This is a genomic window from Vibrio tapetis subsp. tapetis, from assembly GCF_900233005.1.
Classification (GTDB): Bacteria; Pseudomonadota; Gammaproteobacteria; order Enterobacterales; family Vibrionaceae; genus Vibrio; species Vibrio tapetis.
Genome location: NZ_LT960612.1, coordinates 1,661,668 through 1,684,734 on the forward strand (window position 1 = coordinate 1,661,668; position 23,067 = coordinate 1,684,734).

24 protein-coding genes and 1 pseudogene are annotated in these 23,067 nt (G+C 43.1%); 15 read left to right on the forward strand and 10 right to left on the reverse strand.

What is annotated here, in order from left to right:
• Positions 1–405: 405 nt before the first annotated feature.
• From VTAP4600_RS24405 to VTAP4600_RS24415, 3 genes are all read right to left on the reverse strand, one after another.
• Positions 406–1,287 (reverse strand): DoxX family protein, encoded by an 882-nt coding sequence (locus tag VTAP4600_RS24405; protein WP_102525279.1) that lies wholly within the window; start codon positions 1,285–1,287, stop codon positions 406–408.
• Positions 1,288–1,333: 46 nt separating this feature from the next.
• Positions 1,334–2,521, reverse strand: coding sequence for an MFS transporter (locus VTAP4600_RS24410; protein WP_102525280.1), 1,188 nt, complete (start codon positions 2,519–2,521; stop codon positions 1,334–1,336).
• 104 nt (positions 2,522–2,625) lie between these two features.
• Positions 2,626–2,910 carry a Rossmann-fold NAD(P)-binding domain-containing protein gene (locus tag VTAP4600_RS24415; protein ID WP_197708686.1) on the reverse strand — a complete coding sequence of 95 codons (285 nt, stop codon included), beginning with the start codon at positions 2,908–2,910 and terminating at the stop codon, positions 2,626–2,628.
• 469 nt (positions 2,911–3,379) lie between these two features.
• On the opposite strand from VTAP4600_RS24415, the gene vapB reads away from it, so the two are divergent.
• From vapB to def, 7 genes and pseudogenes are all read left to right on the forward strand, one after another.
• Entirely contained in the window at positions 3,380–3,613 is a 234-nt protein-coding gene (gene vapB, locus VTAP4600_RS24420) for a type II toxin-antitoxin system VapB family antitoxin (protein ID WP_102524061.1), read from the forward strand.
• Between the two features lie 12 nt (positions 3,614–3,625).
• Entirely contained in the window at positions 3,626–4,027 is a 402-nt protein-coding gene (locus VTAP4600_RS24425; protein ID WP_102525281.1) for a type II toxin-antitoxin system VapC family toxin, read from the forward strand.
• Between the two features lie 17 nt (positions 4,028–4,044).
• Positions 4,045–4,146, forward strand: a pseudogene (locus tag VTAP4600_RS26110) (DNA mismatch repair protein MutT); the annotation flags it as partial.
• Positions 4,147–4,367: 221 nt separating this feature from the next.
• Entirely contained in the window at positions 4,368–5,204 is an 837-nt protein-coding gene (locus VTAP4600_RS24430) for a helix-turn-helix domain-containing protein (RefSeq protein WP_102525282.1), read from the forward strand.
• Positions 5,205–5,415: 211 nt separating this feature from the next.
• The gene (locus VTAP4600_RS24435; RefSeq protein ID WP_231898014.1) at positions 5,416–6,057 is read left to right on the forward strand and encodes an AzlC family ABC transporter permease; all 642 of its coding nucleotides are present in this window, start codon (positions 5,416–5,418) and stop codon (positions 6,055–6,057) included.
• The gene (locus VTAP4600_RS24440) at positions 6,057–6,368 is read left to right on the forward strand and encodes an AzlD domain-containing protein (protein ID WP_102525284.1); all 312 of its coding nucleotides are present in this window, start codon (positions 6,057–6,059) and stop codon (positions 6,366–6,368) included. The genes VTAP4600_RS24435 and VTAP4600_RS24440 overlap by 1 nt, the downstream gene beginning before the upstream one ends.
• Before the next feature lie 191 nt (positions 6,369–6,559).
• The gene (def, locus tag VTAP4600_RS24445; RefSeq protein WP_102525285.1) at positions 6,560–7,075 is read left to right on the forward strand and encodes a peptide deformylase; all 516 of its coding nucleotides are present in this window, start codon (positions 6,560–6,562) and stop codon (positions 7,073–7,075) included.
• Between the two features lie 75 nt (positions 7,076–7,150).
• On the opposite strand, the gene VTAP4600_RS24450 is transcribed toward def, so the two are convergent.
• Positions 7,151–7,471: a heavy metal-binding domain-containing protein gene (locus VTAP4600_RS24450; protein WP_102525286.1), complete on the reverse strand. Its 321-nt coding sequence runs from the start codon at positions 7,469–7,471 to the stop codon at positions 7,151–7,153.
• Between the two features lie 216 nt (positions 7,472–7,687).
• On the opposite strand from VTAP4600_RS24450, the gene VTAP4600_RS24455 reads away from it, so the two are divergent.
• Positions 7,688–8,431 (forward strand): phosphatase, encoded by a 744-nt coding sequence (locus VTAP4600_RS24455; protein ID WP_102525287.1) that lies wholly within the window; start codon positions 7,688–7,690, stop codon positions 8,429–8,431.
• 52 nt (positions 8,432–8,483) lie between these two features.
• On the opposite strand, the gene gloA2 is transcribed toward VTAP4600_RS24455, so the two are convergent.
• The gene (gloA2, locus tag VTAP4600_RS24460; RefSeq protein ID WP_102525288.1) at positions 8,484–8,867 is read right to left on the reverse strand and encodes an SMU1112c/YaeR family gloxylase I-like metalloprotein; all 384 of its coding nucleotides are present in this window, start codon (positions 8,865–8,867) and stop codon (positions 8,484–8,486) included.
• A gap of 40 nt (positions 8,868–8,907) precedes the next feature.
• Positions 8,908–9,804, reverse strand: a complete 897-nt coding sequence (locus tag VTAP4600_RS24465) for a LysR family transcriptional regulator (RefSeq protein WP_102525289.1) — start codon at positions 9,802–9,804, stop codon at positions 8,908–8,910.
• Positions 9,805–9,940: 136 nt separating this feature from the next.
• Between VTAP4600_RS24465 and VTAP4600_RS24470 the strand changes: the two genes are divergently transcribed.
• A complete protein-coding gene (locus tag VTAP4600_RS24470) occupies positions 9,941–10,468 on the forward strand; it encodes an NADPH-dependent FMN reductase (RefSeq protein ID WP_102525290.1) in 528 nt (175 codons plus the stop codon).
• A gap of 7 nt (positions 10,469–10,475) precedes the next feature.
• Positions 10,476–11,894, forward strand: coding sequence for an MATE family efflux transporter (locus VTAP4600_RS24475; protein WP_231897954.1), 1,419 nt, complete (start codon positions 10,476–10,478; stop codon positions 11,892–11,894).
• Positions 11,895–11,909: 15 nt separating this feature from the next.
• Here VTAP4600_RS24475 and VTAP4600_RS24480 read toward each other — a convergent pair whose 3' ends face one another.
• Positions 11,910–12,821 (reverse strand): LysR family transcriptional regulator, encoded by a 912-nt coding sequence (locus VTAP4600_RS24480; RefSeq protein WP_102525292.1) that lies wholly within the window; start codon positions 12,819–12,821, stop codon positions 11,910–11,912.
• A 189-nt stretch (positions 12,822–13,010) separates the two neighbouring features.
• Here VTAP4600_RS24480 and VTAP4600_RS24485 point away from each other — a divergent pair, with 189 nt between their 5' ends.
• From VTAP4600_RS24485 to VTAP4600_RS24500, 4 genes are all read left to right on the forward strand, one after another.
• Positions 13,011–14,207, forward strand: coding sequence for a glycine C-acetyltransferase (locus tag VTAP4600_RS24485; protein ID WP_102525293.1), 1,197 nt, complete (start codon positions 13,011–13,013; stop codon positions 14,205–14,207).
• Complete coding sequence (tdh, locus tag VTAP4600_RS24490; protein ID WP_102525294.1) at positions 14,207–15,238, forward strand: L-threonine 3-dehydrogenase; 1,032 nt, start codon at positions 14,207–14,209, stop codon at positions 15,236–15,238. The genes VTAP4600_RS24485 and tdh overlap by 1 nt, the downstream gene beginning before the upstream one ends.
• Before the next feature lie 300 nt (positions 15,239–15,538).
• The gene (locus VTAP4600_RS24495) at positions 15,539–16,639 is read left to right on the forward strand and encodes a Fic family protein (RefSeq protein ID WP_102525295.1); all 1,101 of its coding nucleotides are present in this window, start codon (positions 15,539–15,541) and stop codon (positions 16,637–16,639) included.
• A 167-nt stretch (positions 16,640–16,806) separates the two neighbouring features.
• A complete protein-coding gene (locus tag VTAP4600_RS24500) occupies positions 16,807–17,592 on the forward strand; it encodes a MipA/OmpV family protein (protein ID WP_102525534.1) in 786 nt (261 codons plus the stop codon).
• A 51-nt stretch (positions 17,593–17,643) separates the two neighbouring features.
• On the opposite strand, the gene VTAP4600_RS24505 is transcribed toward VTAP4600_RS24500, so the two are convergent.
• Positions 17,644–18,201 carry a PhnA domain-containing protein gene (locus VTAP4600_RS24505; protein ID WP_102525296.1) on the reverse strand — a complete coding sequence of 186 codons (558 nt, stop codon included), beginning with the start codon at positions 18,199–18,201 and terminating at the stop codon, positions 17,644–17,646.
• 237 nt (positions 18,202–18,438) lie between these two features.
• Here VTAP4600_RS24505 and VTAP4600_RS24510 point away from each other — a divergent pair, with 237 nt between their 5' ends.
• Positions 18,439–18,930 (forward strand): hypothetical protein, encoded by a 492-nt coding sequence (locus VTAP4600_RS24510; protein ID WP_102525297.1) that lies wholly within the window; start codon positions 18,439–18,441, stop codon positions 18,928–18,930.
• Between the two features lie 65 nt (positions 18,931–18,995).
• On the opposite strand, the gene VTAP4600_RS24515 is transcribed toward VTAP4600_RS24510, so the two are convergent.
• Both VTAP4600_RS24515 and VTAP4600_RS24520 read right to left on the reverse strand, forming a co-directional pair.
• On the reverse strand, positions 18,996–21,554 hold the full coding sequence (locus VTAP4600_RS24515; protein WP_102525298.1) for a VolA/Pla-1 family phospholipase: 2,559 nt from the start codon (positions 21,552–21,554) through the stop codon (positions 18,996–18,998).
• A 19-nt stretch (positions 21,555–21,573) separates the two neighbouring features.
• The gene (locus VTAP4600_RS24520; RefSeq protein ID WP_102525299.1) at positions 21,574–22,806 is read right to left on the reverse strand and encodes an outer membrane protein transport protein; all 1,233 of its coding nucleotides are present in this window, start codon (positions 22,804–22,806) and stop codon (positions 21,574–21,576) included.
• Between the last annotated feature and the right edge of the window lie 261 nt (positions 22,807–23,067).

Below are 23,067 nucleotides of genomic sequence, written 5' to 3' on the forward strand. Positions count from 1 at the left end.
ATTAATGCTTCCGCTTCTGTACGATTTCAACTTAGTCAGCGATTAGCTGGTCAAAGTTAAGTGTTTCCGTTCCTTTTTTGCGCGCCAAAGTGCCTTTGTTGAACCAGAGCCAAACTTTCCAAGACCTACTCGATACTAGCGTGGATATCCAATCTTTTGAAGAACACCGAATGATTGCTTTTGCCATTCCGTAATTGAATCTGAAGGGATCCCTTTGTTTGTTGAGTCAAAAGGCTAAGAAAGTACCCAATAATTTCAACAGTCGTTTGTTCATCATTAGATCTAACAATAATTTCTGAATTGATGTTTCGCCTGCCAGCGACGTAACGTACTCGTGCGCAAAATGGGCAGTGTTCATCGGTGTATAAGCTTGTTTGTTTCGATCCTATTCGTTATCTAGTCGAACTAAGCGATTAAAGCTTTAAGCTTGCTTGAGTTATATCGATATTTTTCTCTTAACCAATGATCTGCGGATGATTTCCCACCTCCCGCTAACACGAATATGCCTGAAACAAATATCCACATTGCTGGGAATTCCCAACCGCCAGTTGGAAGTACCCAGACATACCCGACAGCATAGTGGCCACCAAGACCGACCGAAACGAAGAGATATATTGCAGAGACAAAACCAGCCAATCGAGTCATTAGCCCAAATGAAAGCATTATGGTGAGAGATAGCTCAATAACACCCGCTAATACGACAAACGCTTGAGGGAATGGAAGCCCAATGCCACCAAAGTAGTCGGAGAAGACGGCAAATGGGGCGCCCCCGGCCAAGATATGACCAGTGAAATGAGCGACGAACATCATGCCAATGTAAATTCTTACTAGCGTCATGCCCCATTCGTAAGCGTTTGGACTGATAATGGGTGGACTTTGAGCTAACCGCATTTTTTGCCAAGGAAGTCTTATGATCTGTATAGCCAATAACGCGAAAAGTAACGTACTTGTGAACGCAATGCTTTGTATTCCAGGTCCTGTTTCAGCAACCATGAGAGGGTCAAGTGATGACAGCGTTGAAAGATCTATCGTTTCAAAATGCATTGTTGAGAACAGTCTCCCAAGAGTTAACCCACCAAGCATTGAACCAATTAACCCAAAAAATTCAACGTGACCTTTTTTGTACGTCTTAACGAGTGAGACAATGAGCACCGTTATAAATGCACCCGTTGAAATAAATACCCAGGAACTCAGCCCGTACTCTAGCAAGGCGTGGACTGAAAAGAAGATAGTGACCACTGCAGTCATGATGGTTAGGAGTCGTAATGACTTATCAAAAGTGTTCATTTCATTCACCTTTAATTACTGGCCCAGTAGATGGGCCTTATCTTGATTAATTGGCTATTGTCGCTGGTTTTGCATTTTCGGCTTCGTCATTGCGGTTTGCTTTAGCGATGAATAACAGACCGATAATAGGCACTATAATGGCGGCGTATGGGATCATTCCTGCGCCAAGGTGGCTATCCAGTACCATTCCACCAAGGAACCCACCAAATGCGTTGGCCAAGTTGAAGGCTGAGATGTTGGCGGTGGCAGCGAGTTCTTGACCATCCCCCCCATGCTTCATCACTCGAAGTTGCATAGCAGGCACGTTGGCGAATGAGGCAACACCAAAAATGAAGGCAGCGAGGACGAATAGGAGCTTGTTATCAACAACCAGACAAACCACAACAAGTGAGACGATCATCGCAATGGACCAGAACATTGACGCTTTATTTAGATCTTTGTCAGAAGAGCGACCGCCAAGCATGTTACCAATGATCAGACCCGCACCCACGATGACAAGGATCCATGTCACAGCATTGTCACCGTAACCTGTTACGTGCATAGCAATCGGTGCTAAGTAACCGTAAAGCGTCATGAATCCAGACCAAGCAAAGACCGTGATCGCTAAGCTGAGCAGTAGGGCAGGGTTTTTGAAGGCGCGTAGCTGAGACTGAACATCTTTCGCCTCACCGTGCCCCGTTGATTTGATGAAGGCAATAATAGAAAGCATTGCTAAAGCACCTAATGCAGCAACAACGAGGAATGTTGAATACCAGCCATAAGTAAGACCAATCCAAGTCCCTGCTGGAACCCCAAGAACGTTCGCCAAGGTTAGGCCTGCGAACATCTGACCAACCGCACGGCCGGCCATTTTTTCAGAGACGAGGTTCGTTGCCACAACAGCGCCAATCCCATAGAACGGACCTTGAACAAGACCGGCAATGATACGGCTTACAAACAGAAAATTATAATTAGGCGCATAAGCAGAAAGTACATTACCGATGATGAATAAAATCATCAAGCCAGATAAAACGCCTTTCTTATTAAAACGTGAGAGATAAATAGTAAGAATGGGGCCGCCAATTACAATGGCTAAAGCATAGGCACTGATTAAATAACCGGCTTGGCCCTCTGTAATGGTTAAGGATGTGGCTATTTGAGGAAGAATACCTGCAATAACAAATTCAGCAGTACCAATTGCAAATGCCGCGAGTGTTAAAATCCAAACTTGGAATGGTATAGATTCTTTTTTCATTTTATTTTCCTAGGCTATTGGCGGTTGATTAGGCATAACTCAGCCGCTTATTCTGATTGATTAGTTAACGAACTCGCCGCCATCAACATCGGTGCTCGAGCTTGTCATGTATTTGTTGCTGATTGCCAATGAGTAAGCAATCGCTGTTTAAGATGCTTCTCTTGATTTTTGCCTGGTGGAGCATATGAGCCCACAGTAATCATTAGATGATCAAAAGCACCGATTGACTCGAAGTAAGCAACAGTTTGTTTCTCGTCATTCACATCGAGTCCAGTGCTAAGGCCAGCAACATGAATGATATTGGCATCACCTAGAGAATGGTTGGCGACAGCTTCACCAAAACCAGAAGTTCTACCAATGATCACGATTGTTTGCTTTTGTTTTATCATGGGTATTTCACCTTTCCCGCTAATGGGAGCCATTATATTCATAAAATTTAAATTAATAATGGTGCAAATTTTGAAATCATTATTCGGATTAGCTGAATAGTCGGCATGTGCTGTATGGCGTTATAGAGATGAGTAATCAAATGGGGCTTGCGGAAAACATCAATTCAAGTAGGAAACAACCATTACCTGAAGTCAGCAGCGGTAAACTCGATGGTTAACGAATTCAAATCGGAATACTCTGCTCATAACCCTTTAAAATGACCCGGTTTAATTAGAATGGGACAAGGCAGAAAGTCTTTATACCAAAGAAGTTTCTGGATCAGGTAAGACAGTTCAAGCCATTCTTTAACAGTAACATCCTATAAATTACGTATGAATTTATGTCTCAATCCGCATTCAGTTGCTTGACATAGGCAGTGTGTTATTTACACTATTCATATGTCAAGCATATGCCAAATGAGAGTGTATTATGAGAACAGTATCTATTTTCAAAAATGGTAAGAATCAAGCGGTTCGTCTACCAAAAGATTTTGAGTTTGATGGAGTTAATGAGCTTGAAATTCACAAGGAGGGGGATGTGATCACCTTGCGCCCAGCTCGTCCAGACTGGTTGTCATTTGGTGAGCAAGAAAAGCCCGATGAGGATTTCATGGCTAACCGTGAAGATGTGATTAAAGATGAAGGACGATTCAATTTTGAATAAAAAATCAACTACATGCTCGATACGTGTATTTGTTCATTCATTATGAGAGAACAACCTATCGCGGTATTGAAAATGTTACAGGATGTGGTTGGTAAACAACACCGAATCGTCATTTCCGCTATCACCTATCAAGAAATGCAGTACGGGTTATTAGGTAAAAAAGCTTCCCCTAAACATGCTGTGCTTGTTGCCGAATTTCTAAAGCGTGTTGATGAAATATTGCCTTGGGATAAAGTGGCAGTTGATGCAACAACCGAAGTAAAGCGCAGCCTAATGGCAAAAGGTACACCGATTGGTAATAACGATACGGCTATTGCTGGTCATGCCATCGCGACAGGTTGTGTGTTAGTCACCAATAACACGAGAGAGTTCCAGCGTGTCGAAGGGTTGAAACTGGAAGATTGGGTTCATTAGCAATTTCACCGTAAACCCTTGCCCATAATGAAAAAACGATTGCTGAGAGTGATAAAAAGGGCATGAGCATAGAGCGAGAAACGTATCTATTACACTTAGTCGCCAAAGAGCTGCTTTAATCCAAATGCATATCTATTTTAATCACATGTCATGAGCACCTTTTTGGTGCTTTTTTTTCGTCACTATCTACAGCAAGTACTATGGAGTAGTGAATACCTTAGTTCATGAGAACAGTGCTAAGATGAAATTGAGCAAGTTTGTACAAAACAATCATTGGATGATGTGGTAAAAAGTCATTAGCGGTATTTAATGGGTAAACCAACACGCTTTAGAGGAATGGATGAGTACAACTAAGGATGGGGATATCGGGGAATTTGCCGACTTCCAAATTGCCAAGGAATTAGGTGGATTAGAGTTACTTGACGCAAGCTACAACAAGCAAAATTTTTCTAGGCATAGTCATGAAGGGTTTACTGTTGGAGTGATAGAGCAGGGTGCTCAACGCTTTTTTCGTACTGGCGGGAATCACATTGCGCCGCAAGACAGCATCATATTAGTTAATGCGGAAGAGGTTCACAATGGACATTCAGCCACCGATTACGGTTGGTCGTATAAAGCAATGTACCCATTACCCTGTCACTTTGAGTCGTTATACTTAGAAGGCACACAAGATCAGCACCGTGTTCCGTATTTCCCAGAACCCGTTGTTCACGATCCTCATCTAGCGACGCAACTTCGATTGCTCTTCAAAACGCTTAAAGAAGACAAAAACCGGCTCCTTCGAGAGAGCTTGGTTTACGCGACTTTGTCGATGCTTATTCAAAGGCATGGGAAGAAAAAAGCCGACTTATCCACTAAAAACCCAGGGGAGGCACTCGTCATTGTCAAAGAATTTCTTGATGATTTTCCTCAAGCCGATGTTTCCCTCGACGACCTCGCTAAGTTGGCCAATTTGAGCCCATTTTATTTTGTACGTTGTTTCCAGAAGCAATTTGGCCTTCCTCCGCATGCCTACCAAATACAAGCAAGGCTGAGATACGCAAAATCACTTCTACTAAAAGGGTTCAAAATTTCTGACGTGGCGTTGGAGGCCGGGTTTCATGATCAAAGCCATTTTCACCGGCACTTCAAGAAAGCGATGGGGGTGACGCCCGGTGATTATATTAAGAATATGTGAGCAATATCGTACAAGTTTACTTGTGACAATTATGTTTTGATTCGCTTGGAATCCATTTTTAGGAAACACCATGAAACAACCAGGACTCAAACAACAGAGCATCAATCAACAAAGTGTCGATCCGAACAGCCTCGAGCCGAACCGTCTCGAACAAAAAAATACAAAGCAGCAAGAGTCGCGTGTCAAGCTCTGGTCTCAAGGGGCATTGAGAATGCTCCCGTTAAGTATTGCCGTTATACCGTGGGGGATCTTAGCCGGGTCGTTTGCTATTGATTCTGGTTTGACCGGGTTAGAAGGCCAAGCGTTTTCACTGGTTTTGTTCGCTGGAGCGGCGCAGTTAGTTGCGATGGGGATGATCAAATCAGGGGCGACGTTAAGTGCCATGATAGTTACGACGTTTTTTATAACATCACGGCACTTTTTATATGGTGCAACGATGCGAGACAAGCTGAGCATACAATCTTTGCGTTGGAGGCTCATCTTGGGTTTTCTACTGACCGACGAGCTGTTCGCCTTTTGTGGACATCAATCGGTAAAAGAGTTTAATCGGTGGTATGCATTTGGAGCCGGGTTTAGTTTTTACCTTATTTGGAATCTGGCCACGTTCTCTGGAATCGTTGCAGGTAACCTGATTCCGAACTTAACTGATTTTGGCTTGGAGTTTGCAGTCGCGGCAACCTTTATTGGTATTGTCATTCCACTGGTTAAAAATATCGCCATTTTAGTCTCTGTTAGTGTGGCGATTATCTTATCCGTTTACTTTGCCTATCTAGAGTTAGAGTCGGGGTTAGTCTTGTCTAGTGTCATCGCCATGATGGCAGGCTATGGCTGTGAAAAAGTGAGGGAAGGGTAATGGTTTATTTAACAATCTTGGTTTTAACGCTGGTGGTTTTTGCAAGCCGTTACCTGTTCATTGAGCCCAAAGTTCCACTCAGGCTAAGCCACAACGCGCAACGATTTCTAAATTATGCGAACCCTGCAGTATTAACGGCAATTTGGGCTCCCATCGTATTTGTTCCTGACGGAGAACTTCAATTAGCCGTGACGAGCCCATACTTACTCGGGGCGACATTTTGCATTGCGTTAGCGTGGTGGAAGAAAAATGTCTTGTTGACGACCTTGCTTGGAATGGCGTTCTTTCTATGTCTGAAATTAACAAGCTAGCCCTGATGGAGTAACAAAGATGAGCAGTGCGGTTGATTTAATTGGTTAGAGAAAGGCACAAGAAACTTGACATTAATGGTCAAGTATTTGGATAATCAGCGCCATTATTTTTGTTTACCCCATAATTGCGCAGATGGAAGGTTGAAAAAGATCTTTGGAAAGCGCGTTTATGCCACTTTTTTAGGAAAACCATGGCTGTTTTAGAAGTATTTACTGCACCCGATCCGCGCTTGAAAATTAAAGCTAAAGATGTCGCTGATGTTTCGACGGTTCAAACTCTGATCGATGACATGTTAGACACGCTTTATAGCACGGATAATGGCATTGGTTTAGCATCAACACAGGTTGGCCGTGAAGAAGCCGTGATCGTCATTGATCTGTCTGACGAACGCAACGAACCGCTAGTGTTGATCAATCCTAAGGTGGTAAGTGGGGAAGATAAACAGTTAGGTGAAGAAGGCTGCCTTTCAGTTCCTGATTACTATGCTGAAGTAGAGCGCTTCACATCCGTTGTCGTCACTGGCCTTGACCGCGAAGGTAACGATGTAAAAATCGGAAATGATGAGTTCCTCGCTATCGCACTTCAGCATGAGATTGATCACCTAAGTGGTAACCTGTTTATCGACTACCTTTCTCCGCTAAAACGTAATATGGCGATGAAAAAAGTTAAGAAATACGTAAAAGCGATGGCTAAGCAAAAAGCTTAACGCATTACTCTACGAAACGTAATAAAACGCAAAGTAGCCGCTACTTTGCGTTTTTTAGTTTATATCGGCAGAGGTTTAAGAAACAACGACCGCAGTCCCACTTGCAGAGACCATCAACATGCCATTTTTCTGCCCAAGTACTTCGTAATCAATATCGACACCGACGACTGCATTTGCTCCCAGCTCTAGTGCTTTTTGTTCTAATTCTTGTAGTGCTATCTCTCTTGCGCGCTGTAGCTCTGCCTCATAAGTGGCGGAGCGACCGCCGACGAGATCGCGAATACCAGCGAATAAATCTTTAAACAGGTTAGCCCCAAGAATCGCTTCTCCCGCGATAACCCCTTTATATTGACTGATTTTTTTCCCGTCGATGCTTTGCGTCGTTGTAATTATCATAAGTCCTCTCAATAACATGATTTCTATCGATTGATTGACTCTACTCTAAACGTATAAACACCGACAATTCGAATGGCCTGTTTGTTTAAGAGTTTGCAGGGTTGTTCTAATTTTGAGAAATGAGTTGTTAGATATAATCATTTTCATCTTTACCCACCAGTGAGCCTGCTTGTGTATAATGTGAGGAATTGACGTTTCGAATTTAAAGGGCGAACAATGAAACTTCTGGTAGACACCCATACGCACACTTACGCAAGTGGCCATGCTTATAGCACATTGATTGAAAATGCAAAATCAGCGTCAGAAACAGGCATTAAGATGTTTTGTACCACAGACCATACTGATTCTATGCCCGGTGCTCCTCATTACTGGTTTTTCAGTAACCAACGAGTGTTACCTCGTTTTCTTGAAGGCGTTGCGATAATTCGTGGTGCGGAAGTCAACATTCTTAACATAGATGGCGAAGTCGATTTGCATCCGAGTGTTGATCGAAACTTAGATTGGGTGATCGCCAGTTTCCATGAACCCGTATTCAAACCATCCAGTGCCGAAGCACATACTCTAGCGTTGATTAACACGATTAAGTCAGGCCGTGTTGATGCTCTAGGTCATCTGGGAAACCCAAACTTTGATTTTGATTTCCATGAAGTCATCTCCGTGGCAAAAGAGCATAACGTTGCTATAGAGCTTAACAATACCTCGTTAACCGGTACGAGCCGGGTTGGTAGTGAAAACCGATGCGAACAAATAGCAGAAGTTGCAAAAGGAATAGGGGCCTACATTACTACCGGATCTGATGCTCATTTCTGTACTTATATTGGTAAGTTAGATCTCGTCGCAGCGCTTTTAGATCGTATAGATATGCCGACCGATAAAGTGATTACCCACAACCCTAGGCAGTTTTTGCAATTTCTGCAGCTTCGTGGCCGTGAACCCATTACAGAATACGCTGACTTGTAACAAGCTTAGCTCGTAAAAATCTGTGCTTGTAAAAAACTATGCCTGTAAAAGTCTATGCTTGATAGAGTTCCAGCGGCAAGTCATCAGGGTCTTTGAAAAACGTAAATGCTTTTCCGGTGAATTCATCGACTCTGATTGCTTCTACCTCAATCCCTTTCGCTTCCAACTCACGTTTAGTGTGTTCTACATCATCAACCACAAACGCCAAATGTCTAAGGCCTTGAGCTTCAGGAGTTGATGGCCGTATAGGCGCATTCGGAAAAGAAAACAGTTCGATCTGGCTGCCATCGGGTAAAGCCAAATTCAGCTTATAAGATTTGCGAAGCGGTCTATAATTTTCGGCGATAACACTCAACCCTAGAGTCTGGGTATAAAATGTCTTCGATCGTTGGTAGTCAGAGGCAATAATCGCGACGTGGTGAATTCGTTTAAACATTATGCGTATTGTCCTTTATCTGTGTTTATTCCAGTGATAATTATTCGCCAATTTCTTGCGTAATAAAATTTACAAAGCTTCGTACTGTCGCCGATACGTGTTTTCTACTGACATAAACAACGTAAATATAGATAGGTAATTTGGGTAACTCAGGAAAGAGCTCAATCAGCTCTCCGGTTTTTAATTCGTCACTTAAGTTAAAAACGGGCATTCGAGTGATGCCTTGCCCTGATTTACACAGCTCGAGTTCAAGCTGAGAGCTATTGGTAATAAACCTTTTGTTCACTTTTACTGTAACGCTATCGCCAGCTTTTGTTTCAAAATCCCACTGGTCGTCATTTTTAGTCAGGCTATAACAAAGAGCATGATGGGATGATAAATCTTCTGGTCGCTGAGGCGTTCCGTACTTTTTCAGATAGGAGGGGGCGGCAATAGTGACGCTATGGGACTTCAACAGTTTCTTTGCAATTAAGCTTGAGTCATCGAGTTGCCGTCCTCCCCGAATAGACACATCATAGCCTTCTGCAACTAAATCCACTTTACGGTCGCTTAGGTCTACCTCTAAATTGACTTCTGGATACATCTCGCTGTATTTGGCTATGATTGCTTTTAGGTGGGTCAACCCAAAGCTAGTCGGGCAGGAAATTCTCAGATTGCCTTTTGGTTTGGCATGTTGCCCACTTAGCATCGCTTCCAGATCTTGTGTATCCGAAACGATTTGCTGGCAGTAATCAAAGTAGACTTGTCCTTCAGAGGTTAGCCTTAATGTTCGTGTCGTACGGTTGAGTAAACGAAGGTTAAGACGAGCTTCGAGCTTACCCACTTCCTTGCTAATGTACGAAGTCGAAAACCCGGTACTTTCTGCCGCTTTAGTAAAGCTTCCTTTCCTAACGACTTCAGTAAACACCGTCATTCCATCAAATAGCTGAGTATCCATACTCCACCTTACTCATAAGTTCTGTTGAGTTAATTTATCCTATTGCCCTTCAAATGGAAATAATAAATCCACGAATAGCGACTTAATAAACAATTGTTTCCAAACTATAGTAAGTACAACTATCAAGGAGAAATGAATGAAAATTATTGCGTTTTCTGCTTCAAGCAGCCGAGAGTCTATCAATAAAAAACTTGTTACATATGCCGCGAGCCTAGTAGAAGGCGCAGATGTTGAGGTGATAGATATTAATGAGTACGAAATGCCGTTATTTAGTGAAGACAGAGAAAAAGAACTCGGTCAGCCTGAATTGGCAAAAGCGTTTTTTAGCAAACTGGGTGAAGCCGATGGCATCATCATATCGTTCGCTGAACATAATGGTTCATACACGGCAGCATATAAGAATTTGTTTGACTGGACTTCACGGGTAAACATGAAAGTGTTTCAAGACAAGCCGGTTGTCATGCTATCTACATCACCCGGCCCTGGTGGCGCAAAGTCTGTATTAGGAGCCGCTACGGCATCGTCCCCTTATTTTGGTGCGAATCTTAAAGGTCAGCTTTCAGTCTCTAGCTTTTATGATGTCTATGACGCGGAAAATGGCGTGATCAACGATGAAGCGATCGCATCCGAGTTGAAGACGGTTGTGAACGCGATTAACGTATAGGAAGTCGATGATGTCAATAAACATGCTTGAAGGCTCGGTTACGCGCTCACTGACAACCATGGCAATGCCCGCCGCTTTCGGCATGTTGATGACATTTTTATTCCAGTTAGTCGATAGTTATTTTGTTGGCCAGTTAGGCACCAAAGAACTGGCTGCAATGAGCTATGCCTATCCTGCCTATATCTTAATCATTAGTTTGTTTATGGGGTGTTCTGCCGGGGTTTCTGCCGTTGTCGGTGGTTTTCTGGGGAAAGGGGACTCGAAAAAAGCAAATCAAGCCACCATGATTGCGTTACTTACTTTTATGGTTTTGGCCATGCTTTTAGGGCTAGCGGGTGTGGCAACCGCAGATCCGGTGTTTAGATTACTCGGCACACCTGAAGACAGCTTGGCATTGGTTAAAAGCTACATGCTTCCTTTGTACGTGGGCATGTTCGCTTTAGTCGGTGGGTTAATTGCGAACTCTGTGTTAATGGCTAAAGGCATTATGCTAAAACCAACGTTAGTCATGGCGGCTGGTGGTGTAATCAATTTAGTTTTTGACTATCTATTGATATTTGGTGTCGGTCCTTTCCCAGCATTGGAGCTTAACGGGGCTGCGTTGGCGACGGTGATTTCCTGGAGTTGTATTCTATTGTTAATGATTGCCTTGTTAATTAAGGAAAAGTTAATAACGCTTTCTGGGGGCGATCAATGGAGTCACTCGTTAAAGGTATTAAAAAAGATAATGACGATGGCATCGCCGGCAATCGCAGCTCAGCTTTTGAATCCTATTGCCATCGCGTTTGTTACACGGGCTATTTCTAGTCATGGTGACAATGCGGTAGCGGCTTTTGGTATTGTCACTCGGATGGAATCATTGGTACTCACAGGGATTTTAGCCTTAAGTGTTATCTTGACCCCATTTATGGCGCAAAACTTTGGTGCTAACCAGCAGCAACGGATTGATAATGCCATTGCTACTTCCGGTAGAATGACCGTTTACTGGGGAATGGCTTTTTACATCATAATGATAATGAGCGCATCATCTTTGATGCACCTCTTTACCGACAATGATCAAGTTATTCAATACGGTCAACAATACTTTATGATCGTTGGCTTTTCTTTTCCTGCTTTTGGGTTGGCTCTCATTACAACGTCACTTTTTAACGGTGTAGAGCAGCCAAAACAGTCACTCAAAATTATTCTATTTAGAGCCATTGGGTTAACGATTCCTTTGGTGCTGATTGCTAACCAGTTCGGAGTGGTGTTTATTTGGGTAGCGCTGGCGGTTTCAAATGTTATCGCAGCATGGTACGCAGGAAAACAGTTGAATAGATGGTTGGTTGAGAGAAATTCAAGTTTAACCAAGCAAAAGCCAATTGATGATTATCTTGCCGACTTTCGTTGGTTACGCTTCCAAGTGAGTAAAAATTTTAACGGCTGATGGCGTCGAGAGCTCTTATATTTTTAGGTTCTCGACGACAAAGTCAATAAACACTCTAAGCCTTGCAGGCATGTACTTAGTTTGTGCATATTGAAGAGCGATAGCGCCATGATAGTTACTTTTGATTGTCCAATCGGCTAGAACTTCAACGACACTGCCTTCGGACAATGCATCTTTGATCACAAAATCGTGAAAAATACCAATACCTAAACCGCTTTTTACTCCGCTTAGCCTCATTTGAGAATGGTTAACCGCATAACGCCCAGACACCGCGATGGTGTGAAAGTCGTCGTCCTTTAGAAAATCCCAAATGTTGTCGCGGTTTGTTTCTGCCAAATACAAACAATCATGGTTGATGAGTTCGTTTGGTGTATTAGGTTGACCTTTGGACGCAATATACTCAGGGCTAGCACACAGTACCAAATTGGTTTTTGCTATTTCTTTTGATACCAAATTCTCATCGGGTTTGTCGGTTAACCTAAACGCGATGTCGATATTGTGCTTGAAGATATCTATCGCACCATCGGCGGCTCTAAGTTGTAGTTGGATCTCTGGGTATTTAGAAAGAAAAGGCAAAACAAACGGTTGCAGAACTGAATTCAAAAATGCCTCAGGCGCGGCGACCGTTAACGCGCCGGACGGCTCGGTGTGATCCGATGTTGAGATGTCGACGGCTTGCTGCGCCGCATTCACCATTACAACGCTCTGATCATACACTTTTTGCCCAGCTTGAGTGATGATGAGTTTGCGCGTTGTGCGTTCCAACAGCTTAACGGACAGGGCTTTCTCTAACCGCGTAATGAGTTTACTTAGTGCTGAGGGCGTCACGTTCAATTTTCGCGCAGCGGCGGTGAAACTCCCTTCGTTTACGACTAAGATAAATGAAGCTAAGTCGGGTAGTAGCGCAATTAATTTTTGGTTTAGCATCTATTTGTGCCTGTCATTCACTAATGTTTTTCCATGATAAGGCATTATCCTTTTCATTGGGATACTTTATTATCAAATGAATGATTTCAAGCGGCTGATTTTCCCACCTAAAATGTGTGTAATTAGTCGTTTTCCCTACAAGGTCGGCTTTGAAACGACCCACTTAGAATAATTAGGAAGGATAGACCTATGTCTTCTGCATTTTATAATCAGATCCAAGACCAAATTACTGAAGTCAAATCGGAAGGTTTGTATAAGTCTGAGCGTATCATTACTTCGGCGCAAAAAGCCGCGGTAAAAATCTCGACAGGCGAAGAAGTCCTTAACTTCTGTGCAAATAACTACTTAGGCCTTGCGAATCACCCAGCACTTATCGAAGCCGCTAAGCAGGGCATGGATGAGCACGGTTTTGGTATGGCATCGGTACGTTTTATCTGTGGCACTCAAGATTCTCATAAAGAACTCGAAGACAAGCTTTCAACATTCTTGGGTAAAGAAGACACGATCCTTTACACATCTTGCTTTGATGCAAATACTGGCCTATTTGAAACGATTCTAGGCAAAGAAGACGCGATCATTTCTGACGCACTAAACCATGCTTCTATCATCGATGGTGTACGCCTTTGTAAAGCAATGCGTTTCCGTTATTCAAATAACAACATGGAAGAGCTAGAGCAGCAACTTATCGCAGCGAAAGAAGCGGGTGCTCGCCATACTTTGATTGTTACCGATGGCGTATTCTCAATGGACGGCGTAGTCGCGAACCTTCCTGCTATCTGTGACCTTGCAGACAAATACGACGCTCTAGTCATGGTTGATGATTCACATGCAGTTGGCTTTATGGGGCCAAATGGCGCAGGTACGCATGAGTTTCACGATGTTGTAGACCGTATTGACATCATTACGGGCACCTTGGGTAAAGCAATGGGTGGCGCGTCAGGTGGTTACACTTCTGGTAAAAAAGAAGTAATCGACTGGTTACGTCAGCGTTCGCGTCCTTACTTGTTCTCTAACTCGGTGCCTCCTGCAATCGTATCTGCATCTATCCGTGTTCTTGATCTATTAGCGGAAAGTGGCGACCTACGAGATCACCTATGGGAGAACTCCGCGCATTTCCGTACTCGTATGGAAGCGGCTGGTTTCACTATGGGTGGGGCTGATCACGCAATCATTCCAATCATGTTGGGCGACGCAAAAGTTGCGGCAGAGTTTGCCGAGCGTGCTCTAGAGAAAGGCATTTACGTTGTTGGCTTCTCTTTCCCTGTGGTACCTAAAGGCCAAGCGCGTATTCGTACTCAAATGTCTGCAGCGCATAGTCGTGAACAGTTAGATAAAGCAATCGATGCATTTATCCAAGTTGGTAAAGACATGGAGATCATCAAATAATGAAAATTAAAGCGCTCTCTAAGCTTAAGCCTGAAGAAGGCATCTGGATGAACGAAGTCGATATGCCTGAAGTAGGGCACAACGACATTCTTATCAAGATTAAGAAAACCGCTATTTGTGGTACTGACGTCCATATTTACAACTGGGACGAATGGTCACAAAAAACCATTCCAGTACCTATGGTTGTTGGCCACGAGTACGTAGGTGAAGTTGTTGGTATGGGCCAAGAGGTTCGTGGCTTTACCGTTGGTGACCGTGTTTCTGGTGAAGGTCACATTACTTGTGGTCACTGCCGCAACTGTCGTGGTGGACGTACTCATTTATGCCGTAACACAACGGGTGTTGGCGTAAACCGCACTGGCGCGTTTTCTGAATACTTAGTGATTCCTGCGTTTAACGCATTTAAAATTCCCGCTGAGATCTCTGATGATCTAGCGTCGATCTTTGACCCGTTTGGCAACGCAGTTCATACCGCATTGTCTTTCGACTTGGTCGGTGAAGACATTTTAATCACAGGCGCAGGCCCAATCGGCATCATGGCTGCAGCCGTTGCTAAGCACGTTGGTGCTCGTCATGTTGTTATCACAGACGTAAACGAATATCGCCTAGATCTTGCTCGTAAAATGGGTGTGACCAGAGCGGTAAACGTGATGGAAGAAAAACTTGAAGACGTGATGGCAGAGCTCGGCATGACTGAAGGTTTTGATGTGGGCATGGAAATGTCTGGTAACCCATCTGCGTTCAATAGCATGTTAACGAACATGAATCATGGCGGTAAGATCGCGTTGCTCGGAATTCCACCATCGGATATGGGTATTGATTGGAACCAAGTGATCTTTAAAGGTCTTGTGATTAAAGGCATTTACGGTCGTGAAATGTTTGAAACTTGGTACAAGATGGCGAGCTTGATTCAATCTGGCTTAGACTTAACGCCAATCATCACTCACCACTTTAAGGTCGATGACTTCCAAGCAGGCTTCGACGCAATGCGCAGCGGTTTGTCTGGTAAAGTTATTCTTGATTGGGAATAATCTGAATTAAATCCGAACAACGGATGATAAAGTGATTGAATAAAGTAGCCCCGAGAGTTCTTGGGGCTATTTTTTTGTCTGCAATTAATACTATAAAGCCTTCAATCGTGATAACTACTCGCTCAATAGTGATGCTGTCTAAACGTCCTATTCCCCTTACCATTTGAAGGGAACCTGGCACACGGTTCAAGTAATTGATGGGAAAGTTAATTCTAATCGAATCAAATTATGATTTGAAAATATACTATAAAGAAATCATACTGTGATTTGAATATGTTGTTTTCAAATCAAGGACTCGTTATGTGGATCTGGAAGCAGGCAGACTGGCCTAACTTTAGTTGGGATAAAAACACCATCGAACCGATGATAAGACAAACTCGTCTGAATCAAGGGATCTTGCTGGGGAAAATGATGAGTCAGCCCCAAGATGAAAAGCAAAGCATGCTCGATACGTTGCTTGCGAACATCGTTCATTCAAGTGCCATAGAAGGCGAAAAGTTGAACGCCTTTTCTGTACGTTCGTCCTTGGCTAACAAACTGGGCCTAATTGAAGAAAGACCTTTTCCTACTACGCAGCAAACCGATGGACTCGCCGAGATTATGCTTGATGCGGTGAGCAACCTTGATACCCCGCTAACCCTTGAAAGAGTGCTTCACTGGCATGACAGATTGTTTCCTTCTGATTACACCCTGTTCAACCCTGCTATTGGCGGTAAACTACGCGGAGATGCTCCAATGCAGGTGGTATCAGGCCGTATAGACAGACCTGTTGTTCATTTTGAAGCGCCAGGAAGAGACACTCTTGAGCAAGAGATAGAGTTATTCATTCACTGGTTTAATCGTTCTAAAGATGACGTGTCTCTGGATCCATTACTAAGAGCCGCGATTACCCACTTATGGTTCGTGACGCTGCACCCCTTAGATGATGGTAATGGGCGCATCACACGTTTGCTTACCGATTTGGCATTGGCACAAGCTGAGCAACAATCTGTTCGGTTCTACGCCATGTCTGTGGGCATACTGGCAAATCGTAAAAGCTATTATGAAACCTTGGAGCGAACGCAAAAGGGAGGAGTAGATATTACCATCTGGATGGAGTGGTTTCTGAAAACCTTAAACGACACATTTGATGAAGTGTTAAAAGAGATAGAACAGACCGTTTTCAAAACCAATTTTTGGCGTCACGTTGATCAAACCCAGTTAACTGCCGAGCAGGTTAAAGTGTTAAACCGAATGCTAGATGGAGATTTCTCAGAAGGGATCAACACTTCTCAGTACCACAAAGTCGCGAAAGTGAGCAAACCTACGGCGACTCGGCACTTGGCTGCGTTGGTAAAGCTAGGTTGTTTAGAGAAATCGGGCTCAGGAGGGAGGAGTACCCGTTATCTATTGGCTCGTTAATCAAGCTTTCGGTCATATCTTCGGACCAAATGTGACATAAGAACTACCTATAACGACAATCTCGCGACAAATTCTAGATATATTGCGGTCACCTTATTTTGTACAGTGTTCATTAAGTTAACACGCCAATGACACAACTGTAATTCATTAAGGAAAATGCAATGAACTTGAAAAAAACAACGCTTGTAATCTCTTGCCTAAGCGCGCTAACAGCGGGGTCGGCATTCGCAGATGCTAATACAACATATATACGCAATGGCAACATCTATACAAATGAAGGCGCTTGGTTTGTAGAAGCGGGCGGGGCGAAGTCTAGTGAGTTTTACGACGGTCAAGACAAAACCGCGGGATTCTTGCTCAATGGCGGCTACCACGGTGAAGACTTCAATATTGATGCCGCAGGGATCAACTACCGCTTTTATAGCACTCAAAGCCAAATATTCCAATTAAGTACGTTTGTTGCACCAGGAGGATTAGGTTACAGCGCAGATGATGCATCAAGCTTGAAAGGAATGGATAAGCGTAAAATGAGCCTAGATTTGGGGCTTAACCTCGATGTTGTATTAGGAGACGGCACAATTTCGACCTCTATTCGTCGAGATGTAACCGGCGCTTCCAAAGGACTTCAGTCTAGCCTGGCTTACTACCACCCATTTGCAATGGGCAGTGTAGACTTGGTTCCGTTTGTAGGCTTGAGCTATGCCGACAGTAAGTATGTCGATTACTACTATGGCGTTAAAGCGTCAGAAAAAACAGCAAGTCGCGCAGCCTATAGCGGCAAAGGTGGCGCTGCGTACCATTTAGGTTACAAGTTGGTATTCCCAATCAATGAGAACATCAATATTTCACAAACAACCAAGTACACACGTTTAGGATCTAATATTAGTGACTCACCAATCGTGAAGAGCTCGAATCAGTGGGTCACGAGTTTGAGCGTGTCATACCATTTCTAATAGCTAATAAAAAAGGCACCGATAATCGGTGCCTTTAAAGACTAATTGCATTTACTTTTTACGGCAGAACTCAGCGATAACGTACATAGATTGACCGCCGTTTGCTTTACCAGAAACAAGTTTCGGGTCATCACCAATGCTGATGCCACGGATAACAGTACCTTGTTTGATCACTTGGTTTGTGCCTTTTACTGGCAAATCTTTTGTAACTGTTACGTCGTCACCTTTTTTAAGCTCAACGCCATTGATGTCTAATGGTTTGTCATCTGCGGACATACCAATTTGAGCCCAGTTAGACGTCTCTTCTTCAAGGTACATCATTTCTAAAAGGTCTTGTGCCCACGTTTCAGCTGAAAGGCGAGTCAGTTGACGCCATGCCGTCACTTGAACAGGAGGCTCTTGGCTCCACATGCTGTCGTTAAGACAACGCCAGTGGTTCACGTCTTGTGGATCATCGATTTCGCTCATGCATTTGTCGCAAACCATCATGCCGTGGTCAACCGTTAGGTGGCTGTGCGGTGGTACAACAAATGGAGTCAGAGATGTTTCAGCAGAACATAGTTCACATTTAGAACCACAGCGATTAAGGAGCGTCGTTTCAGTAGACATTAGGTCTCACCTTATACATGTATTATTTGCGTGTATTATCCACTTTATCCGTATTAATTAAAGGGGTAGCACGAAATTTGATGCCTTATTAATTGTTTTAGCAGTATTGATGGTCTTTGTTTTACCAAACGGTTAACAGTTTAACAAAACGGCGACAAAACATGACCAAACTAGGATGGTAATAAAACACGAGATTGCTAACGTGTCCGATTAAACTGAACTAATCCAAGGCTCAAAATGAAAAGATACCTTTCTATTTTCCTCTTATTTTCCTTCTCTTGTCTGGCTCAGGAATCTACTGAACCGACCCAAGTGTCTTATTCGGTCGTTGCAGAAACACCTGAAGCGCAAGTTATGATTGAAAAAGAGATCAAGAAGCGCTTTGAACAAAATACCAAGTTAGAAATATCAAATGACGTGTATTGGTCGAAACTGATCATTCTCGCGGCTCCAACCGTCGAGAGTCAAATTAATCCAAAAGGGTGGGTGTTTAGTATTGCTCACGCGAGCAATTACCCGACGGTGATTGTCGCATCTAACGTATTGGGAAATGAAGACCCTAAATTTCAATCTCACGTTAAAGACGTCACCCCAGTTCTGGAATACATGCTGGGAGAGGAAGGGCTATTCACCTACATGAACGCAGCCCACTTAGATGAGTTGTCTGAGCAGAAGCTCAATCTGTTACTTGATTCGGTGATGGAAAACTTCACGTCTAGGTTGCGGTAATATTTAGTTTAGCGGAACTGTGACAAAGAAAAGGAGCCGAATGGCTCCTTTTTGGTTATGACTTATTATTTAGTCGTATCAAGCATATTTGTATCCCCAGCAACCAGCTGTTTACCAAGAGAATTACTGAATGAAACTATTTGTTTATGCATTTCGGCTGTCACTCCACCACCGATAGATACGGCACTCGAATGTGAAGCAGATGAGCTAGCATTGTAATATGAAGCTTGACGCAAATCCGCTGTACCTGCTGCGATGTCGACGGAAACTGTAGATAGCGATAATCCGTGTTTAAGTAACGGGTACGTACCTGCCGCAGGAATCTTTGTAGTATTCGGAATCGTAGTGTCGTTTTCAGATTGAATACCCAAAACAGAACCAGTTGATAGGGTCGATACGTTTACCGGGTCAACTGGAGCTAGTACTGTTTGCGCTGCAAACATGAATCCAGTCAGTGTCGAGTTTACATCTTTAACTTTGTTAGCGTCAGTAGAAATCGAAGTTAGATATGCAGGAACGCACGCTGCACCAGAAGTACTTGCAGGTTTACACGTTTCTGAATAATAAGTCGCGTAGTCTGCAAGCGATAACAATACATTATGTTGAATCGTGTACTTAAAGCTGCCAGATTCTAGCAAGAATGGGGCTATCCCCCCTCCGGCATTTGCGTACGTAGTCGCGCCAAATGCAAACATATTATCAAGTAACGTCACACCAACAGTTTTATTGGCAACAGAGCTCGTTCCCATTGCGGTGATACCACCAATCGAATGGCCTAATAAAGAGACTTTACTTGTGTCTAGTTTATTTAGCACAGTATTCGAGTGGCTTGCCAGTTTACTTATGGCAAACCGCAAACCTAACCCATCCAGTGAGCCTTGACGAATGTTGTCTCTCGCAACAGGTAGATACTTCAAGTTCATGAAAATAGTAGGATTGCTCGGTGTAGTAACAATTGTCCCATTTGCTAGGCCACGCTCTCCATGTAATGGTTGGTCTATAGCCAAGATAGCGTATGGTTTGTTGGATTGAGAAAGAGCTGTCAACGCATGGTTAGCGGCGAAGTTATAAGCAGACTCTTTTCGGCTCGTAATACCGTGTTGGTAGATCATAACGGGGATATTGCTTTCAAAACTTCCATTTAACTCGGGCATTATTAGGACATAGTTGAGATTCTCAACTGATCTTAACTGAGGGAATGGGCTGTATTTAGTCAAAATTCGAGGAGAATCAAGTTGATTACCATTAGATAGCGTGAAGCTTTGTCCGAGAAGTTTTAGTTGTTCACTTTGATCTGTTTGTAATTTAGTTGAATCTATAGACAAACCACTTAGATCTGAAGTCAATTTTGCTTTATCAGCATCAGATCCACTTTTAAGTGTATTTAAAAGAATCGATACACTTGGCATACCGCTTCTCATCGGAGTCTTAGAGAAATTCAGATCTGTTAAATCTCGAGATAAAAAGTGAGGGAGTGACACCGTTCCCTTAAACACTTTCAATTTATAGTTAAAGTTCGTATTTAACCCGCTTAACTGGCTCGTGATCGCTGCTTTTGCTCCTGCAAAGTTAGCATCTTGCACCGCAGTACTTTGACTAGGATCATCAAAGACTCGACGATAGAAGTTATTGGGGTCGGTTGAAAGTTCTGTCTCTAAAGCTACGCCAGCTATATCAGTCATGTTAAAGGTAAGCATTCCATCAATCGTAGTACTTGCGATCGAGTTAGGGTTTGCAGTACCTGTCCATAAGGTAGATAAAGCCTGAGGTGTTACAGGGTGAACTGACGTTACATATGCGTTTTTAACTGCTTCTTGTGTAGTTGCAGTTGAAGACGTTGTAAACCATGAAGAGTAGACAATTTGGTCTTCTGTCACTGAAGAATTGTCGGCAATAATTGATTCTGCTTGCTGCGTTATCAATTGTGGCTTATCTAGCACTCCGCTTTGATCTGTCAATTTAGTTTTTAAAATAGCATAAGACTGAGACATACCGATCGACTTATCATTACTGTCTTTAATCGCACTTGTCAGTGCGAAAATATAGTCAGTTTTTGGCTTTAATCCGGCTTTTAAAGGAACAACCTTAATATTGTTTAATGAGTCATCGGTGGTAACAGTGTAATCAGAATTCACTGTGAGTGTATTAACATGTGTCATGACACCTGTTGTTGGGTTATAGACGACTTCTGCTACCACTACACCGGACAATAATTGAGGGCTTACCTTTACTGTCGGGTTGTTAACTGGATCCGGTACGATTCGATCATCTTTTAGTGTTGTTGTACCTTCAAATTTCAAGTCAATAGAAAAGGGCATGATGGTGCTCCAGCCATCCGCTTCTCCCATTGCAACTTGTGGATTATCTAGACCAGAGCTAGAGCCTGAAGACAACGGAATATTCAATGTTGCATCTGTCGTATCCAAAAGCATAAAGCTTGGCAACGGCAATGCTGCGTCTTTACCATTTAAAACAAAATCAATTTTTGAAGGTTGAGCTAATGACTCTTTGATCGCGGCTTCAAAATTACTGTTCGTCTCACTACCAGTGCGTTCCGAACTATCTCCACAGCCAGCTAAAACAAGCGAGGCTGCGAGAAGTGATAGGGTAAATTTAGAATTCATTTTTATTTCTCCGCTTCACTTAGTTGAAGGTGTAGTTAACTTGAATTGCTGATAAATAAGCTGCACCTTCCGCTTCAAAAGTGGAAGTGTTACCTAGCTTATTCGTTTCAGTAAACGAACCTTCAACGCTATGTACGTAAGCGAAACCAGCGTCAATTGTTGTTGATTCATTGTATCTATATGTCAAACCTGCCGAATACCAATAGCGATCTGAATCTGGGATACTAAGTGTAGCTTCACCACCTTTCTCATCTAAAGCAACGCCAGCACGCCAAGTCCATTTCTCGTTGTGAGAGTAGGTAGCACCGACTGAATAGCGATTACTGTCAGCGTAGTGTTCCTTTTTATAGAAACACTCGCTATTAACACACTCCGAACTTGTCGCTTTAAGTTCTTTAAATTTGCTCCACATAGTTCGTTGAATACTATAATGTGCAGCCCACTTATCGTTCAATTGATGGAATGCTGATAGCTCGGCGATGTCAGGTAGATCGACGTTCAGATTAGCAGTAACTTTGTCTTTTCCTGAATTAATAATGCCATTGCCGTAGTCAGAAAAATCACCTTCGAAATCGAGCTTTATTGCAGATCTATATCCAAAGCCAAATCGGTTATTCTCGTTATATTCGTACAGCGCACCAACATTCCAACCGTAACCAAAGGTTGTACCTTCCATGGAAATTAGCTTGTCACTTGGATTTCCCCCTAATGGTAAATTACCATGGTGGCGGTCAAGCTCAGCCGTCGCGTAAACAAGGTTTACGCCTGCACCGACGCTCAATTGTTCATTAACTCGGTATGCGATATTAGGGTTAAAGTTGACGGAAACCAAAGCAGTGTTACCAGCTAAATCACCGGCAGCGATATCGTCAGGGTAATCAGTTGCGACCCCATAAGTAGTAAACAATCCAACTCCCCAAGCCCATTGATCATTTATTGGGGCTATATAGTAGCCGGCAGGAACTATTTGCATTGGAGCGACATCTTTAGATGTTTGATTTGCTGTTACGTCTTTAACATTTACTTCTGGATCAACAACAGTCAACGCACCAGAAAATTGCGCCGTATCGAACAACGTCATGGCGGCAGGGTTGCGAGCGAGAACACTGGCGTTATCCGCAACTGCGGCTTCCCCCGAGAAAGCGCGTCCAAGACCAGAAGCTGAGTGTTCGGCAACTTGGAAACCAGCAGCGTTAACATTACACGCTAACAGTATCGAAACTGTCAGCAGAGAGCAGTGCTTAATATTCATCCTTGACCCCCTAGGGTATGGTTATTATGTTTTTTAGATTTGTGTTTCACCATTAGGCTACATTCCATACTAGACGAATGTAAATGAATTGTTAAACACATGTTTTAATGAAATATAAATTTTGAGACATTTGATGGGTTTTTATATGCAGGGGATCGTTGAGAGAAAAACAATAAAACCGTTCTATATTAATTAGATAGAATCTATTTATAAATTAAATTATGGTAAGACCAGTATTTTAACAAATGCTGGTCTAGGTTT

Coding starts and splice junctions, on each gene's coding strand:
- VTAP4600_RS24405 (WP_102525279.1), bottom strand. CDS start 1,287: ATGAACACTTTTGATAAGTCATTACGACTCCTAACCATCATGACTGCA.
- VTAP4600_RS24410 (WP_102525280.1), bottom strand. CDS start 2,521: ATGAAAAAAGAATCTATACCATTCCAAGTTTGGATTTTAACACTCGCG.
- VTAP4600_RS24415 (WP_197708686.1), bottom strand. CDS start 2,910: ATGATAAAACAAAAGCAAACAATCGTGATCATTGGTAGAACTTCTGGT.
- vapB (WP_102524061.1), top strand. CDS start 3,380: ATGAGAACAGTATCTATTTTCAAAAATGGTAAGAATCAAGCGGTTCGT.
- VTAP4600_RS24425 (WP_102525281.1), top strand. CDS start 3,626: ATGCTCGATACGTGTATTTGTTCATTCATTATGAGAGAACAACCTATC.
- VTAP4600_RS24430 (WP_102525282.1), top strand. CDS start 4,368: ATGAGTACAACTAAGGATGGGGATATCGGGGAATTTGCCGACTTCCAA.
- VTAP4600_RS24435 (WP_231898014.1), top strand. CDS start 5,416: ATGCTCCCGTTAAGTATTGCCGTTATACCGTGGGGGATCTTAGCCGGG.
- VTAP4600_RS24440 (WP_102525284.1), top strand. CDS start 6,057: ATGGTTTATTTAACAATCTTGGTTTTAACGCTGGTGGTTTTTGCAAGC.
- def (WP_102525285.1), top strand. CDS start 6,560: ATGGCTGTTTTAGAAGTATTTACTGCACCCGATCCGCGCTTGAAAATT.
- VTAP4600_RS24450 (WP_102525286.1), bottom strand. CDS start 7,471: ATGATAATTACAACGACGCAAAGCATCGACGGGAAAAAAATCAGTCAA.
- VTAP4600_RS24455 (WP_102525287.1), top strand. CDS start 7,688: ATGAAACTTCTGGTAGACACCCATACGCACACTTACGCAAGTGGCCAT.
- gloA2 (WP_102525288.1), bottom strand. CDS start 8,867: ATGTTTAAACGAATTCACCACGTCGCGATTATTGCCTCTGACTACCAA.
- VTAP4600_RS24465 (WP_102525289.1), bottom strand. CDS start 9,804: ATGGATACTCAGCTATTTGATGGAATGACGGTGTTTACTGAAGTCGTT.
- VTAP4600_RS24470 (WP_102525290.1), top strand. CDS start 9,941: ATGAAAATTATTGCGTTTTCTGCTTCAAGCAGCCGAGAGTCTATCAAT.
- VTAP4600_RS24475 (WP_231897954.1), top strand. CDS start 10,476: ATGATGTCAATAAACATGCTTGAAGGCTCGGTTACGCGCTCACTGACA.
- VTAP4600_RS24480 (WP_102525292.1), bottom strand. CDS start 12,821: ATGCTAAACCAAAAATTAATTGCGCTACTACCCGACTTAGCTTCATTT.
- VTAP4600_RS24485 (WP_102525293.1), top strand. CDS start 13,011: ATGTCTTCTGCATTTTATAATCAGATCCAAGACCAAATTACTGAAGTC.
- tdh (WP_102525294.1), top strand. CDS start 14,207: ATGAAAATTAAAGCGCTCTCTAAGCTTAAGCCTGAAGAAGGCATCTGG.
- VTAP4600_RS24495 (WP_102525295.1), top strand. CDS start 15,539: ATGTGGATCTGGAAGCAGGCAGACTGGCCTAACTTTAGTTGGGATAAA.
- VTAP4600_RS24505 (WP_102525296.1), bottom strand. CDS start 18,201: ATGTCTACTGAAACGACGCTCCTTAATCGCTGTGGTTCTAAATGTGAA.
- VTAP4600_RS24510 (WP_102525297.1), top strand. CDS start 18,439: ATGAAAAGATACCTTTCTATTTTCCTCTTATTTTCCTTCTCTTGTCTG.
- VTAP4600_RS24515 (WP_102525298.1), bottom strand. CDS start 21,554: ATGAATTCTAAATTTACCCTATCACTTCTCGCAGCCTCGCTTGTTTTA.
- VTAP4600_RS24520 (WP_102525299.1), bottom strand. CDS start 22,806: ATGAATATTAAGCACTGCTCTCTGCTGACAGTTTCGATACTGTTAGCG.